Annotated in this window: 12 protein-coding genes; 7 read left to right on the plus strand and 5 right to left on the minus strand. The window is 72.1% G+C overall.

Going from position 1 to position 14,719, the window contains the following annotated elements; translation table 11 throughout:
* Positions 1–59 precede the first annotated feature (59 nt).
* Both NOO62_RS37955 and NOO62_RS37960 read left to right on the plus strand, forming a co-directional pair.
* Positions 60–959 carry a SigB/SigF/SigG family RNA polymerase sigma factor gene (locus NOO62_RS37955; protein WP_268775332.1) on the plus strand — a complete coding sequence of 300 codons (900 nt, stop codon included), beginning with the start codon at positions 60–62 and terminating at the stop codon, positions 957–959.
* Positions 960–1,220: 261 nt separating this feature from the next.
* A complete protein-coding gene (locus NOO62_RS37960; protein WP_268775333.1) occupies positions 1,221–2,822 on the plus strand; it encodes a metallophosphoesterase in 1,602 nt (533 codons plus the stop codon).
* On the opposite strand, the gene NOO62_RS37965 is transcribed toward NOO62_RS37960, so the two are convergent.
* Positions 2,790–5,063 (minus strand): FUSC family protein, encoded by a 2,274-nt coding sequence (locus NOO62_RS37965; protein ID WP_268775334.1) that lies wholly within the window; start codon positions 5,061–5,063, stop codon positions 2,790–2,792. The genes NOO62_RS37960 and NOO62_RS37965 overlap by 33 nt on opposite strands.
* A 195-nt stretch (positions 5,064–5,258) precedes the next feature.
* Between NOO62_RS37965 and NOO62_RS37970 the strand changes: the two genes are divergently transcribed.
* From NOO62_RS37970 to NOO62_RS37980, 3 genes are all read left to right on the plus strand, one after another.
* Positions 5,259–5,729, plus strand: a complete 471-nt coding sequence (locus NOO62_RS37970) for a peroxiredoxin (protein ID WP_321170643.1) — start codon at positions 5,259–5,261, stop codon at positions 5,727–5,729.
* Between the two features lie 111 nt (positions 5,730–5,840).
* Positions 5,841–6,428 (plus strand): PadR family transcriptional regulator, encoded by a 588-nt coding sequence (locus tag NOO62_RS37975; RefSeq protein WP_268775335.1) that lies wholly within the window; start codon positions 5,841–5,843, stop codon positions 6,426–6,428.
* 36 nt (positions 6,429–6,464) lie between these two features.
* Positions 6,465–8,189 (plus strand): acyl-CoA dehydrogenase family protein, encoded by a 1,725-nt coding sequence (locus NOO62_RS37980; protein WP_268775336.1) that lies wholly within the window; start codon positions 6,465–6,467, stop codon positions 8,187–8,189.
* Positions 8,190–8,199: 10 nt separating this feature from the next.
* Here the strand turns inward: NOO62_RS37980 and NOO62_RS37985 are convergent, their stop codons facing one another.
* Positions 8,200–9,114, minus strand: coding sequence for a hypothetical protein (locus tag NOO62_RS37985; RefSeq protein WP_268775337.1), 915 nt, complete (start codon positions 9,112–9,114; stop codon positions 8,200–8,202).
* 212 nt (positions 9,115–9,326) lie between these two features.
* On the opposite strand from NOO62_RS37985, the gene NOO62_RS37990 reads away from it, so the two are divergent.
* On the plus strand, positions 9,327–10,274 hold the full coding sequence (locus NOO62_RS37990) for an SDR family NAD(P)-dependent oxidoreductase (protein WP_268775338.1): 948 nt from the start codon (positions 9,327–9,329) through the stop codon (positions 10,272–10,274).
* An 8-nt stretch (positions 10,275–10,282) separates the two neighbouring features.
* On the opposite strand, the gene NOO62_RS37995 is transcribed toward NOO62_RS37990, so the two are convergent.
* Genes NOO62_RS37995 through NOO62_RS38005 form a run of 3 tightly spaced genes read right to left on the minus strand, consistent with a single transcriptional unit; the run spans position 10,283 to position 14,379 of the window.
* Positions 10,283–11,812: an aldehyde dehydrogenase family protein gene (locus NOO62_RS37995; protein ID WP_268775339.1), complete on the minus strand. Its 1,530-nt coding sequence runs from the start codon at positions 11,810–11,812 to the stop codon at positions 10,283–10,285.
* Positions 11,809–13,227 (minus strand): 2-oxoadipate dioxygenase/decarboxylase family protein, encoded by a 1,419-nt coding sequence (locus NOO62_RS38000; RefSeq protein WP_268775968.1) that lies wholly within the window; start codon positions 13,225–13,227, stop codon positions 11,809–11,811. Before NOO62_RS38000 ends, NOO62_RS37995 begins: the two co-directional genes overlap by 4 nt.
* Before the next feature lie 45 nt (positions 13,228–13,272).
* On the minus strand, positions 13,273–14,379 hold the full coding sequence (locus NOO62_RS38005) for an NAD(P)/FAD-dependent oxidoreductase (protein WP_268775340.1): 1,107 nt from the start codon (positions 14,377–14,379) through the stop codon (positions 13,273–13,275).
* A 13-nt stretch (positions 14,380–14,392) separates the two neighbouring features.
* Between NOO62_RS38005 and NOO62_RS38010 the strand changes: the two genes are divergently transcribed.
* A complete protein-coding gene (locus NOO62_RS38010; protein WP_268775341.1) occupies positions 14,393–14,644 on the plus strand; it encodes a hypothetical protein in 252 nt (83 codons plus the stop codon).
* The last annotated feature ends 75 nt before the right edge of the window (positions 14,645–14,719 follow it).

A 14,719-nucleotide genomic window follows, 5' to 3' on the forward strand; every position in this document is an offset into this window, starting at 1 on the left:
CGCGGGCGGGGACGCCGAACAGCCGAGTCATGCAAGCCGAGCACATGGGGAATCAGACGATGTTTCTTCGGCAGAAGGGCGTCGCCGACGCCGTCGACGATGCCGTGGAGCCGATACGGCGGACGCGCGACGAGATCGTGGGACTGCCCCGCGTCGCGGAGGCCGACCAGGTCGCACCGAAGGACGCCCGCGAGCTGTCGAAGCTCTTCTTCGACCGGCTCCACACCCTTGAGGAGGGATCGCCCGACTACCTGTACGCGCGCAACACCCTGATCGAGATGAACCTCTCCCTGGTCCACTACGTGGCCGGCCGCTTTCGCAACCGTGGCAACGGGCAGCTGGAGGACATCGTCCAGGTCGGGACCGTCGGGCTGATCAAGGCGATCGACCGGTTCGACAGGAGCCGCGGCTTCGAGTTCGTGTCGTTCGCCGTCCCCTGCATCCTCGGGGAGATCAAGCGACACTTCCGTGACACCAGCTGGGCCGTCCACGTGCCGCGCAGGCTCAAGGAACTCCGCACCGAACTGGTCAGGGCCCGGGAGCAGCTGTTCGCCGTGCTCGGCCGTGAGCCGACCGTCCGTGAACTCGCGGAGGACCTGTCGGTCACCGAGGAGCAGGTCCTCGAGGTGATCGTGGCCGCCAACGGGTACGCGGCCGGTTCCCTGGACTCCCAGCACGGGGGGAGCGACGACGGCACCACGCACAAGAACAACCGCTCGCTCGCCGACATCATGGGGGAGCCGGACCCTGCCATGGAGGTCATCGAGAACATCCACGCCCTCGCCCCGCTCCTCGCGGAGCTCGACGAACGGGAGCGCCGCATCATCGAGATGCGGTTCGGCCAGGAGATGACGCAGGCCGAGATCGGCAGCGTCATGGGCATCTCGCAGATGCACGTGTCGCGGCTGCTGTCCAAGACGCTGGCCCGGCTGCGCACGGGGATGCTCGCGCACGAGTAGGGCGGACGGCGCGTGCCGGGTGCGCCGTCCACGACGTGCACCCGGCATGCCGCCCGCCCACTGCGGCGGTTCACGGGTAAGTCGTTCACTGGGAAGCCGTTCACGGGCAAGCCGTTCATGGGCAAGTCACCGAAAGGTAACTGGTCTTGCCTCGTTACCTCATCAACGGATCCTAGCGTCACGGGAGTTCACGCCGGGCAGCAGCACGCCCCGTAGGCCCGGCCAGAGGCAAGGATCCGGACCCCCGTGAGACGTACCCCCGTGAGGCGTACCCCCTTCGTGATCACCGCTGCGTCCCTGGCGCTGCTGTTGCCGGTCGTCGGGCCCGCCGCCGCGCACACCGCCCCCGCGCCCCCGACCTTCGGCACGCCAGGCGGCCGCTACGAACAGCCCGTCTCGCCGACGCTGCGGGCCGAACGGGGCACCACGATCCGCTACACCCTGGACGGGACGACACCCACCCGCGCGGACCGCGCCGTCGTGCCGGGCAGGCCGCTGCGTCTCACGAAGGACACCAACGTCACCGCCGTGGCGTTCCGCGGTGGCCGGGCGAGCGTCCCGGTGTCGGCCGGCTATCTCGTCCGGGGGAAGGAGAAGCCCGTCGCCCGCCTGGTCGTCATGTCCGACGTGCACATCGGGGGCCACGAGAAGAACGACAAGAAGTACGAGAGCTTCTTCGACACCATCGGGTCGGTATTCCCCGAGCCGGACGCGATCCTCTCCAACGGCGACATGATCAACGACAACGGCGACGGCCGCGGCGGCGACCACCGCATCGTCTCCGAGATCTTCCGCGCCAACCTGAAGCGCAAGGCCATGGACGACACCCAGGTCCTGCTCTCCCACGGCAACCACGACGCGAGCCTCGCCGACATGCGCGCCCACTACCCCCGCGCCTGGTTCCCCGACTCCGGCGGCGGCTACTACGAGTCGACCGTGCGGGGTCTGCACCTGTTCACCGTGAACACGGAGACGTACGACTCGGACCGCGCGCAGCGCGCCTGGCTCAAGAAGCGGCTCGCCGAGATCGCGGCGGACCCGGCGAACGCCCGCACCCCCGTCCTCGTGCAGGGCCACCGGCCCGCCCCCGGCACCGCGATGGACGGCCAGCAGGCTTCGAACCCCCGTCTCACCGAGGATCTCGCCCCCCACCCGCAGGTGATCTACTTCTCCGGCCACTCACACCTGAACATCAACGACGAACGCTCCGTCCACCAGCGCGACTTCACCGCCGTCAACGACGGCTCGATGTCGTACGTCGAAATGGACCACGGCTACCAGGCCGTCACGGAGAAGGGCCTCGCGGACCGCTTCGAGGCGCCGACCGCGCAGGCCCTGTTCGTCGAGGTGTACCGCGACCGCACGGAGATCGCACGCGTCAACATGGCCGCCGACAAGCACGACATCTACACCGACGGCACGTGGTCGGCCGACTGGCAGCCACCGTACGCCAGCGCGGGCACCCTCAGCGGACCGACCTGGACCGTGCGCCTCAAGGGGAACAGCCCCCAGCAGATCAAGGACGCCTTCACCTACACCGACGCCCGACGCGACAAGACCGCACCGGAGTTCACGGGCCGCCGCCCGCTCACCCTCGCCGACGGCGGCCGGACCCTGCGAGTCCGGCAGGCCCGCGACGACCGGATGGTGCACCACTACCGCGTCGACATCGAGAACACGGCGACCGGCACGAAGCTGCTCTCGTCGAAGGTTCTTTCCGAGTACTACTTCATGCCTCGTCCCAACTCCCTGGACATCCCCCTCCCCGCCACGGAGAAGGGCGCACGCTACGTGGCGCGGGTGCGTGCGGTCGACGCGCACGGCAACGCGTCACGGGAGGCGACGCTCGGGTTCAGGGGCTGACTCGGGCGCCGCGAGCGGAACCCCCAGGGGCCGGGCAAGACCGACGATCCCCTCGTCGAGCCGCTGCAGGTGCCGCAGCACGCGGAACGCCACCGAACCGGTCCGCAGCACCTCGTGGCGCCCGCTGTCCAGCATCGAGGCGATGCTCGACCCGGACTCGATGACACCGTCGGGCTCCTCGTCGCGCACCTGAGCGGCGATCAGGTCGATGTTGTGCGTGATGCGCCGCCCGGCGAGCGCGAGGCGCGCGTCGGCCGCGACGCTCTTGCTGGAGGGCACCAGCTCGGCCGTCGCCGCCAGCGAACGGGCGTGGTACGCGCAGGTCTCCAGGAGCGCGACGATGTAGCGGGCCGTCTGCCGACGGGCCCGCAGCGGGGCGATCGGGTGCGTCAGCGGCTTCGTGGAGCTGCGCAGATCGTCCAGCGCCGTGTCCAGGTCGCGCGCCAGGTCCACGAGGTCGACCGCGGGCCCGCCACTGAGCTGGGACACCGCCGCCGACACGACGTCCCGCAGTCGCGCCAGGACCGTGCCGAGCTCCTCGTCGGTCCGGTGCGAGGTCCGGACCGGAAGCACCACGACCGCCGCGATGATCCCGCAGGCCGCGCCGAGTGCCGTCTCCTCGATGCGCAGCACCAGGACGTCGAGGCTGTACGTGTTGAGGAGGGTGTAGAGCAGGCCCAGCATCGCCGTGACGAAGAACGACATCATCGCGTAGGAGAGCGGCGCGGTGAAGAACATGCCGAAGACGCAGAGCACGACCAGGGCGAACGCGGCCCACGTGTGGTTGCCGACGGCCCCGGCCAGCGCCACCCCGGCCACCACGCCGAGCACCGTGCCGAGCAGGCGACGGTAGCCCTTGACCATGATCTCGCCCGTGGACGCGGTGTTGAGGAACACCACCCAGCAGGTCAGCACCGCCCAGTACCACCGCTGCGTGGACAGGAACTCGCCGCCCACGATCGCGAGCGCCGAGCCGACCGAGACCTGCACCGCCGCCCGGGTGGTGGGCCGCCGCAGCCCTGTCTGCTCCTCCGCCGCGGCGGCCTCACCGGATATCGAGATCTCCTCGGCCTCGAACTCCTCGCGGGACCGCATCACTTCCGGACTGTCGTACTCCTCGTCCGGCGCCGCGTCCGTCGCGAGCCGCAGACCCAGGATGGCGCGCGCCGCCTCACCGATCGCACGGAAGCAGTCCTGGATCGCCGGGGATCCCTGCGGCAGGCCCTGCTCCTCGCGGTAGCCGAGCAGCCTGTTGCGCACGTACGGGAGTGCCGTGCCGCGGTCGTCCGGCACAAGGCGCACCACGAGCAGGTGCAGGGCGCGCAGGTCCCTGCGCAGGGCGGTGCCCGCGTCGGGCGCGATGCGGCCGCGCCGCGTGAGGGGGGCGGCGGCGCTCGGCAGGTGCAGGGTGAGCGTCTCCACGCGCTCCGCGCTGCGGGCGTTGAGGAGCAGCACGCCGAGGCGTTCCGCGGCGATCTCCGCGTCGGCCACCCTGCGTTGCAGCAGCGCCGCAGCTGCCGCGTCGCGCGAGCCCTCCTCAAGGCGGCCCTGGATCATCAGTGCGGCCTCGTGCAGCCGTGCGGTGCTGCGTCGCAGGTCGTCCAGGACCTTCTCCGGGCCCTCGCCGGAGTCCGCGTCCGCGTCGAGGAGTTCGATCTGGTGGGCGATCAGCTGGGCCAGCCGGGCCCGGAACGCCTCGCGCAGCCGTGCCAGGGTGCGCTCGGGGGTCTCCGGCACCACGGCGAACCGCACGACCGCGCTGCACGCGAAGGCGATCGTCAGGGTGAGATAGAGCTTGGGCAGCGCGGACGTGGACGCGCTGACGAAGAGCGAGACGAAGTAGACCTGGAAGCCGATGAGTCCGAGCGCGGTGCCGCGGTCGCCGAACCGGCGGCAGTAGACGGCCCCGAAGATCAGGACGAGGAAGAACACGTCCCCGGCCACCACGCGTGAGTTGAGCAGCGCCCCCAGTGAGATGGCCGCGAGCGCGACCGGCAGGCCGAGCGCCAGGGTGACCGCCTGGCCCCGCACCTCCTTCTCCTGGATCGCGAACGTGGCGACCATCGCCGTCATCGCGCCCGCGACGAGGTGCGTCACCGATGTGCCGAGCGGTGCGAGCACGGCGAGGGCGAGGAGGATCGCCCCGACCGTGCGCAGTCCCGCCATGAGTCGCAGGAGCCCGGGGTCGGATGCCGAGTAACGGTCCCAGATGCCCTTCGCTGTCCGTCGTACCGTTGCCATCGTTCTGCCCGTACTCCCCGTCGCTCGCTCGGTGCCTCCCGGCGTTCCCCAGCATCGCACGACGCCGTTTCGGGAGGTCAAGGACGGTGGGGCGGGTTGCCGACGGCCGGTCGCCGCCGGTCGAGTAGGGTTTCGCTCCCGCACTCGAGGAGGCACCGTGGCGCCGATGGACCTCACGTCGCTCAGGACCCGGGCATGACGGCGCGCGTGGCGGTGGGCGACACCGTCGAGGACTTCACGCTGCCGGACGAGACCGGCACCGCGCGCCGCCTCTCCGAACTCCTCGACGACGGCCCGGTGGTGCTGTTCTTCTACCCGGCGGCCCTCACTCCCGGCTGCACGGCGGAGGCCTGCCACTTCCGCGACCTCGCCGCCGAGTTCGCCGCCGCGGGAGCGCGGCCCGTGGGCATCAGCGGCGACGAGGTCGACCGGCAGCGGGAGTTCACGGAGCGTCACACCCTGGGCTTCCCCCTGCTCGCCGACCCCGAGGGCATGGTGCGCGCCCGGTTCGGCGTGACCCGCGGCTTCTCACTGGCGCCCACGAAACGTGTCACGTTCGTCATCGGCAAGGACCGCACCGTCGCCGAGGTGGTCCGCAGCGAGTTCCGTATGAGCGCACACGCGGACCGGGCGCTCGCGGCGGTACGGCGCTTGGCGGCGGGCTGAGCCCTCGACGTACATGCCCTACCGGCCGACAGCCGACCTCGTCGGGTGAGCCGTGTCTCACCTGACCCGTGCCGCTTGTCTATGCAACTAGTTGCATAGAAGAATTCGGGTATGGCGCTCGAGCACGCGATCCTCGTCTCCCTGCTGGAGAAGCCGGGCTCCGGATACGAACTCGCCCGGCGGTTCGACCGGTCCATCGGCTACTTCTGGGCGGCCACCCACCAGCAGATCTACCGCGTCCTCAAACGCATGGAGGGCGACGGCTGGGTCGACGTCCGTGAGGTGGTCCAGCAGGACCGGCCGGACAAGAAGGAGTACTCCGTCGCGTCGCCGGGCCGGGCCGCGCTCTCCCAGTGGCTGCACGAGCCGATCGAACCCGAGAGCGTCCGGCACGAGCTCGCCGTGAAGATCCGCGGCGCGGCCTTCGACGACCCGGTCGCGCTGATCCACGAGGTGGAGCGGCACCGCCAGGCACACGCCGACCGCCTCGCGCACTACCTCGCGGGGGAGCGGCGCGACTTCACCGGCCCCGACGCCCCGCCCCGCGAGGCACCCGAGGCCTCCGGCCGCGCGGAACTCGATGCCGGACAAGAGCTCCAGCACGTCGTGCTGCGCGGCGGCATCGCGTACGAGCGGATGACCCTCGCCTGGCTCGACGACGTGCTCGCCACCCTCCACCGACTCAACCCCGAGCGCTGAGCGCGCTCCCCGTACCTCTTGGAAAGGCGAACCGCCATGGCCGACCCGCTGCTGTTCAACCCGAACACCTACGACCCGACCCACTTCGACCCCGAGACCCGCAGGCTGCTGCGCGCGACCGTCGACTGGTTCGAGGCGCGCGGCAAGCGCAAGCTCATCGAGGACTACCGCACCCGCGCCTGGCTCGCCGACTTCCTGGAGTTCTCCGCCAAGGAAGGGCTGTTCGCGACCTTCCTCACCCCGGCGTCCGCCGCGGCGGAGGGGCAGGGCGACAAGCGCTGGGACACCGCCCGCATCGCCGCCCTCAACGAGATCTTCGGCTTCTACGGCCTCGACTACTGGTACGCGTGGCAGGTCACCATCCTCGGCCTCGGCCCGGTCTGGCAGAGCGACAACGCCGCCGCCCGCACGCGCGCCGCCGAACTCCTCGACCAGGGCGAGGTGTTCGCGTTCGGCCTGTCCGAGAAGAGCCACGGCGCCGACATCTACTCGACCGACATGCTCCTGGAGCCGGACGGCGACGGCGGCTTCCGTGCCACCGGATCCAAGTACTACATCGGCAACGGCAACGCCGCCGGGCTCGTCTCCGTCTTCGGCCGCCGCACCGACGTCGAGGGCCCCGACGGCTATGTCTTCTTCGCCGCCGACAGCCGCCACGACGCGTACCACCTGGTCAAGAACGTCGTCGACTCGTCGAAGTACGTGAGCGAGTTCCGACTCGAGAACTACCCGGTCGGCCCCGACGACGTGCTGCACACCGGCCGCGCCGCCTTCGACGCCGCCCTCAACACCGTCAACGTCGGCAAGTTCAACCTCTGCACCGCCTCGATCGGCATCTGCGAGCACGCGATGTACGAGGCGGTCACCCACGCCCACAACCGCATCCTCTACGGGCGCCCCGTCACCGCCTTCCCGCACGTGCGCCGCGAGCTGACCGACGCCTACGTCCGCCTCGTCGGGATGAAGCTCTTCAGCGACCGCGCCGTCGACTACTTCCGCTCGGCGGGCCCCGACGACCGCCGCTATCTCCTCTTCAACCCCATGACGAAGATGAAGGTGACCACGGAGGGCGAGAAGGTCATCGACCTCATGTGGGACGTCATCGCCGCCAAGGGCTTCGAGAAGGACAACTACTTCGCGCAGGCGGCCGTCGAGATCCGAGGCCTGCCCAAGCTGGAGGGCACGGTCCACGTCAACCTCGCGCTGATCCTCAAGTTCATGGGCAACCACCTCCTGAACCCGGCTGAGTACGCGCCCGTACCGACCCGCGTCGACGCGGCCGACGACGCCTTCCTCTTCCGGCAGGGCCCGGCCCGCGGCCTCGGCGCCATCCGCTTCCACGACTGGCGCACCGCCTTCGACGCGTACGCCGAGGTGCCCAACGTCGCCCGCTTCCGTGAGCAGGCCGACGCCCTCTGCGAGTTCGTCACCACCGCCGCCCCCGACGAGCGGCAGAGCCGCGACCTCGACCTGCTCCTCGCCGTCGGCCAGCTCTTCGCGCTGGTCGTGCACGGCCAGCTGATCCTGGAGCAGGCGCGCCTGACCGGCCTGGACCAGGACGTGCTCGACGAGCTCTTCGCCGTCCTCGTACGCGACTTCTCCACGCACGCCGTCGAGCTGCACGGCAAGGACTCCGCCACCGAGGACCAGCAGACGTGGGCACTCGGCGCGGTGCGGCGTCCGGTCGTCGACGACGCCCGCTCGGCGCGGGTCTGGGAGCGCGTCGAGGCGCTGGCGGGGACGTACGAGATGGCGCCGTAACGGGCGAAGGTCAGGGCGTGCTGCCGCGCATGACCTGGTAGGGGACCGGCCGGCCGGTGAGCGCGTCGAGCAGGACGCGATCGCCGACCGGCCGGTCCAGCTCCACCGTCACCCGCTCCATCTCCGCCTGACTGGTGCAGGGGGCGTCGTCGTCCCGCTCCCGCTTCCTGACGGAGGGCGTCAGCACGACGCTCCCGCGGGTTTCGAGCGCCGTCACCACCGCTCCGTCGTCGCAGGCGCCGCGGAGGGCGGTCACGGTCACCGCCCGTCCGCCCGCGGCTGTCCCGACGAGCCGGTGGAGCGGAAGGCCGGGGAGGTCGCGGGCCCGGCCGATCGGTGGCCGAGGGGGCTTCGACGGGAGGACCGCGGCCTGTTTCAGGGGCGAGGCGTAGCCGTCCAGGGCGTAGAGCCAGGCCGGGACCGTCGCCGGTCCGCGGCTGGTGGCCACGCGCATCTCACCCCGCTCCACCCCGGTCACCGTGAGGCGCGGTTCTCCCGCGACTGCGACCGGGGAGCGGGCGAGGGACCTGTACGCCGCGTCCGCCCCCACGAGTGGCCGCGTGAGCGCCGGTCCGCGGGACCAGGTCACGCGGCCGTTCTCTGGCCCGGGACCGGGTGGCTTGCCGCGCAGGACGAAGCGCCCGTCCTCGAAGGCCCGCTCGTCGGCCCGGCCGCGCAGTCCGCCCCGCGGCGGCTGGACCGTCTCCCCGGCGGGGTGATAGCCGGAGCGCCACGCGGCGGCCGCGGCGGACCCGTCCCAGGCCCCGGCGACCTGCCGGGCACGGTCCGCGAGCCGGGCCTCCACGAGGCCGTCGTCCGCGCCGTCGGCGGGAGCCCGCTGGCCGCCGCCGCAGCCGGAAGCCGCCGCCAGGGCCGCGCCGGACACGGCGGCCGCGGCGAGCGCGCGGAGAGAACGGGTGAGCATGTGACCTCCTGAGTGAGAGCCGGTGTCATGACACCGGCTCCGAAGCCCTGACGCGGCTGCTCCTGTGACGCGGCGGGCACGGGAAACGTTCACCGTGTCGGCGAGCTGTCGGTCGACCGGCACGACCGTCGTCGAGCTGTCGGCGAAGTGTCGGTGGACGCTGACACCGTGGGTGCTCACAGGACCGCACCACCAAGGGAGCCCCCGCCGCCATGTCGCCCGCATCCCCCACCCCGCCCTGGAACGTCCAACGCCTGCCGCGCGCCGACGGCAGTGTGTACCTGGTCACCGGCGGCAACGCCGGCATCGGGTACTTCGTCGCGGAGCAGCTGTCGGCGACCGGCGCGACCGTCGTGCTCGGCAGCCGCAGCCCGGCGAAGGCCGAGGCCGCCATGGACTCGATCCGTATGCGGGTCCCCGGCGCGCGGGTCCGGGCCGTACGCCTCGACCTCGCCGACCTCGCGTCACTGCCGTCAGCCGTGGAATCCCTGGCGGTGGACCGGCTCGACGCGGTGGTGCACAACGCGGGCGTCGCGCTCGACGACCCGCCGCGCCAGGAGACCGGCGACGGCCACGAGCTCATGTTCGGCACGAACCACCTCGGGCACTTCGCGCTGACCCGGTGGCTGATGCCACTGCTGTCGGCGGCGCCGGCGGCCCGCGTCGTGACCATGGGCAGCTTCGCTGCGAAGTCCGAGCGGCTCGACCTGGACGACCTGCAGAACCGGAAGGACTACCGAGCCAAGCGCACGTACGGCCGCTCCAAGCTGGCCCAGATGTATTTCGGCATGGAACTCGACCGCCGCCTGCGCGCCACCGGCAGCACGGTGTCGAGCGTGGTGGCCCACCCCGGCGGCGCCCTCGACTCCCTCACCCCCTCACGGCCGCCGGTCCACGTGCGGACGACCGGCGCACGGCTCGGCGCGGCACCCGCGGCCATCCTCGTCCAGGGCAAGGACGCCGGAGCATGGCCTGCGGTCCGTGCCGTCCTCGACCCCGCCGTGCGGGGCGGCGAGTTGTGGGGCCCGCGCGTCTTCGGGCTGCGCGGGGAGCCGCGCCGCGAACCGGTGTGGGACCACCTGGCCGACCCCTCCGTGGCGGCGCGGCTGTGGGACGCGAGCTGCGAACTCACCGGCGCGTCCTGGGGCTGCCCGGATTAACGGCTGGGTCAGAGAAAGCTGACGTTCTGGGCGAGGGAGAGCCGGCCCGAGTAGTTGACCGTGTTCGTGGCCGACCGCATGTAGGCACGCCACGCGTCGGAGCCGGACTCGCGGCCGCCGCCCGTCTCCTTCTCACCGCCGAATGCGCCGCCGATCTCCGCGCCGGACGTCCCGATGTTCACGTTGGCGATGCCGCAGTCGGAGCCCTCGGCGGACACGAAACGCTCCGCTTCCTGCTGGTCGCGGGTGAAGATGCTCGACGAGAGGCCCTGGGGAACGTCGTTGTGGAGGGCGATCGCCTCGTCGAAGGTGTCGTACGTCATGACGTACAGGAGCGGCGCGAACGTCTCCTCACGGACGGTGTCGGTCTGTCGGCCGACGCGCACCACCGCCGGTTCCACGTACGCGGCGTGCGGCGCGGACGGCGTCGGACGACGGGCGCCGCCCGCGAGCACCTCGCCGCCCTCGCCGCGCACCCGGTCCAGCGCGCCCCGCATCTCCGCGAGCGCCCGTGCGGAGATCAGCGGCCCGACCAGTGTCGCCCGGTCGAAGGGGTCACCGATGGGCAGCTTCCGGTACGCGGCGGTGAGGCGCCCCACGAGCGTCTCCGCGACGTCGCGGTGCACGATGAGGCGCCGCAGCGTCGTGCAGCGCTGCCCGGCGGTGCCGACCGCCGCGAACACGATGCCCTGCACGGCGAGGTCCAGGTCGGCGGACGGGGCGACGACCGCCGCGTTGTTGCCGCCGAGTTCGAGCAGGGAGCGGCCGAAGCGGGCGGCGACGCGTGGGCCGACCTCGCGGCCCATGCGGGTCGACCCGGTGGCGCTGACCAGCGCGACCCGCGGATCGTCCACGAGCTGCTCGCCGACGGCGCGGTCGCCGAGCAGGAGCCGGTGCACGTCGCGGGGCGCGCCCACGTCGGCGGCGGCCCGGGCGAGCAGCCGGTCGCAGGCCAGGGAGATCAGCGGGGTCAGTTCGGAGGGCTTCCACACCACGGTGTCGCCGCAGGCCAGGGCGACGGCGGTGTTCCACGACCAGACCGCCGCCGGGAAGTTGAACGCGGAGATGACGCCGACGACACCGAGCGGATGCCACGTCTCCGCCAGGCGGTGCCCCGGACGCTCGGAGGCGATGGTGCGTCCGTAGAGCTGCCGGGACAGACCGACCGCGAAGTCGCAGATGTCGATCATCTCCTGCACCTCGCCGAGCGCCTCGGAGCGGATCTTGCCCGCCTCGATGGTGATCAGGTCCGCCAGGTCCTCCTTGTGGTCCCGCAGCAGGTCGCCGAGGCGCCGGACCAGTTCGCCCCGGCGCGGGGCGGGGGTGGTGCGCCAGTCGAGGAAGGCGGCACGGGCCGCCGTAAGCGCTTCCTCGGTCCCGGCGGGGCCGGTCGCGGCGAGACCGAAGAGGTCCTCGCCGGTGATGGGGGTGCGGGCCCGCAGACCGTTCCCTTCGGGGACGGTGACGCCGACCCGGTCGAGTGCCGAGCGGGCGCGGGCGCGCAGCTCGTCGGTGGCGGGCAGGGCGATGCCGGTCATGACGCTCCCTGGGGACGTGGTGCGCGGGTGGGACGCAGTGCGCGGGGAAGAACGGCGAGGGAGCGGTCCCGCTGCCGCTCGTACAGGGCGAAGGGGTCGAGGACATCGCGGCCCATGGCTCCGGAGAGCCGGTCGGCGTCGTACGCGGCACTCTCCCGGTCGCCGTGCCCGGCACTCTCCCCGGACCCGGTTGCGTCGAGGTTGGAGTGGAAGATGCCGGCGGCCGACCGGGGCAGGAAGTCCTCGTACACGATCGGCTCGGCCCGCAGCCAGCCTCCGGCCAGGAGCCCGCCGAGGTCGGTGGGCGGGCGGCGGCCGTCCGCGGGGCGGTCGGGGACGGCGTGGTACGTGAAGAACCCGAGGTCCCGTGCGGCCAAGTCGTGTTCGGTCGCGGGCAGGTGCTCGGCCCACACGGTGCGGGCCACGGCGGCCCGCTCGGCCCGCGGACGCGACACGGCCCGCTCGTCGACGAGGCCGAGCAGCCGGTCGTAGAGGACGCGGCCCTCGCGGGTCAGGGCGATGCCGCGGGCCTCCACCTCGCCGAACCGCACCCGCAGCGCGCCGCGCCGCACGCTGCCGTCCGCCGCCCGCAGGGCGCGTGGCTCGGCGAGCGCGCGGAACGAGGTCTGGCGCAGGAGCACGTCCGGTCCTGCCCAGTGCGGCGGCCCCTGAATGGTGTCGATCATCTCGATGCCGCGTTCGGTCATGCGCCGGTAGAGCTCGTCGATGTCCAGGACGCGCGGGGTGAGGTGGTTGATGTGGGTGCTGCGGACGCCGCCGATGTCGGCGGCGACGGCGGAGACCCGCTCCAGGGGCGCGTACCAGTCCTCGTCGATGGGTTCGGCCGACAACTCGAAGGAGCGCACGGCGAGTTCGAGGAAGCGTTCGGTGTCCGCGCCGGACAGTTCCCGCTCGGCCTCGGCCCGGTCGGCCAGCGCGAGCAGCTCCGGCGGGAACAGTTCGCGGCCCGCGAGGAACGTGTCGAGGCGGGCGCTCAGCCCGTCGTCGAAGAAGCGGGCGTCGGACACGGTGAGCATGGACGTGAAGACCCGGAAGGGGTTGTGGGCCAGTTCGTCCTCGTCCACCGGCCGGAACGCCGTCGACACGATGGGGAGGGCGCCGGTCGTGGTGTCGCGCAGGTCGTAGAAGCCGACCGGGTGCATGCCCAGAGCGCCGAACACGCGGCCGACCTGCCGCAGTTCCCGCGGGGTGCCGACACGGATGGCGCCGTGCCGTTCGGCGGTGACGCGGCCGATCGACCCGAGGCGCTCGGCGTCGGCGCCGCGCTTGCGCAGCACGTCCTCGTTGACCTCGCGGGAGACGTCCACCAGCGTCGTGTACGCGGGGACCTCACGCCCGTACATCCGCGAGAGCCGCTCGGCGAAACCGGCGCGCAGCCGCCACTGCTCGACCATCGACACGTCATCCTTCCGGTTGCTCCTTCTGGCGTCCTGTCGGCTTCACACCACGTGGGCTTCCGGGCGGCTCTCGGACCCGGCGCGGAAACGGTGCGCACCGAACGGCTCGACGTCGACGCACGGCCGCCGTCCCAGGTACAGGTCGCGGACGATCTCGCCCACCGCTGGGGCCTGGAGGAAACCGTGGCCGGAAAAACCCGTGGCGTAGAGGAAGTTGACCGGTGCGTCGGAGCGGCCGATCAGCGCGTTGTGGTCGGGTGTGACCTCGTACAGGCCAGCCCAGCCGCCGGAGGTCTCCATCTCCGCGAGGGCGGGTGCCCGTTGCCGCACCACGTCGCGGAACAGCTCCAGCCAGCCCGGCGTCCACGTGGTGTCGAAACCCTCGGCCTGGCCGGGGTCGGCGAGGCCGAGGAGCAGCCCGTCGTCGCTGTTGTGGAAGTACGCCGACGACGCGAAGTCGATCGTGAACGGGATGCGCGGCGCGGGAGGCACCAGCGGGACGGTGAAGGCGAGTTGGCGGCGGAGCGGCCGGACCGGCAGCCCGACACCCGCCATGGCGCCGATCCGCGCCGACCACGCACCGGCGGCGCAGACGACCGTCGAGCAGGAGACGGGCCCGCGGTCGGTGTGGACGACCGTGACGCGATCTCCAGTCACGTCCAGGCCGGTGACCGCGGTACGGGTGGCGAACACGGTGCCTGCCCGTGCGGCGGCACGTGCGTACCCGCGCACGACGAGCGCGGGGCGTGCGTGGCCGTCGTCGGGGGAGTACGCGGCAGCCACCAGGCCATCGGTGGTCAGGTAGGGGCAGAGCGCCCGCGCCTCGGACGGTCCGATCATGCGGCTGGGCACGCCGAGGGCGTTCTGCGTCCGCACCCCGGCCTCGAAGTCGGCGACCCGGGCCGGGTCGGTGAGCAGGAAGAGGTAGCCGACGGTGTCGAGGCCGATGTCCGCGCCCGGCCGTTGCGGGAAGTCCCGGAAGGCGCGCAGACTGCGCAGGCCCAGCTCGATGTTGAGCGGGTCGGAGAACTGCGCCCGCACCCCGCCGATCGGCTTCCCGGAGCTTCCGCAGCCCAGTTCGCCGCGCTCGACGACGAGGACGTCGCGCACGCCCGCCTCGGCGAGATGGAACGCGATGCTCGTCCCCATTACCCCGCCCCCGATGATCACGACGTCGGCGCTGGACGGGACGGCACGGTGGGTGGACGTGGACGTGGACGTGGACGTGGACGCGGACGCGGTCGCGGGCGGTGAGGGGGCCAAGAGGCCGCTCCCTTCCGGGCGTGGGCCCGGACTGTCGTGGCATGACATGGCGCGGTACTGCATGGCGCGGCGCGGCAGGGAACCGCTGTACAGCACGTGCACAGCAGCCTGCTCGCCCATGGTGCAGCACGCCGCCCGACGGCGTCCATGAGGCGTATCCGCGCCGCCCCCGCAGCCCCGGCGCGCCCCGGCGGATTGAGGCGGTCGTCGTGATCCCGGGGGACCC

This window comes from Streptomyces sp. Je 1-369, from assembly GCF_026810505.1.
Classification (GTDB): domain Bacteria; phylum Actinomycetota; class Actinomycetes; order Streptomycetales; family Streptomycetaceae; genus Streptomyces.

Bases quoted from the DNA above. Each gene is read 5' to 3' on its own strand.
- NOO62_RS37955 (WP_268775332.1), top strand. From the start codon at position 60: ATGTTTCTTCGGCAGAAGGGCGTCGCCGACGCCGTCGACGATGCCGTG.
- NOO62_RS37965 (WP_268775334.1), bottom strand. From the start codon at position 5,063: ATGGCAACGGTACGACGGACAGCGAAGGGCATCTGGGACCGTTACTCG.
- NOO62_RS37970 (WP_321170643.1), top strand. From the start codon at position 5,259: ATGACGGCGCGCGTGGCGGTGGGCGACACCGTCGAGGACTTCACGCTG.
- NOO62_RS37975 (WP_268775335.1), top strand. From the start codon at position 5,841: ATGGCGCTCGAGCACGCGATCCTCGTCTCCCTGCTGGAGAAGCCGGGC.
- NOO62_RS37980 (WP_268775336.1), top strand. From the start codon at position 6,465: ATGGCCGACCCGCTGCTGTTCAACCCGAACACCTACGACCCGACCCAC.
- NOO62_RS37985 (WP_268775337.1), bottom strand. From the start codon at position 9,114: ATGCTCACCCGTTCTCTCCGCGCGCTCGCCGCGGCCGCCGTGTCCGGC.
- NOO62_RS37990 (WP_268775338.1), top strand. From the start codon at position 9,327: ATGTCGCCCGCATCCCCCACCCCGCCCTGGAACGTCCAACGCCTGCCG.
- NOO62_RS37995 (WP_268775339.1), bottom strand. From the start codon at position 11,812: ATGACCGGCATCGCCCTGCCCGCCACCGACGAGCTGCGCGCCCGCGCC.
- NOO62_RS38000 (WP_268775968.1), bottom strand. From the start codon at position 13,227: ATGGTCGAGCAGTGGCGGCTGCGCGCCGGTTTCGCCGAGCGGCTCTCG.
- NOO62_RS38005 (WP_268775340.1), bottom strand. From the start codon at position 14,379: ATGGGGACGAGCATCGCGTTCCATCTCGCCGAGGCGGGCGTGCGCGAC.
- NOO62_RS38010 (WP_268775341.1), top strand. From the start codon at position 14,393: ATGATCACGACGTCGGCGCTGGACGGGACGGCACGGTGGGTGGACGTG.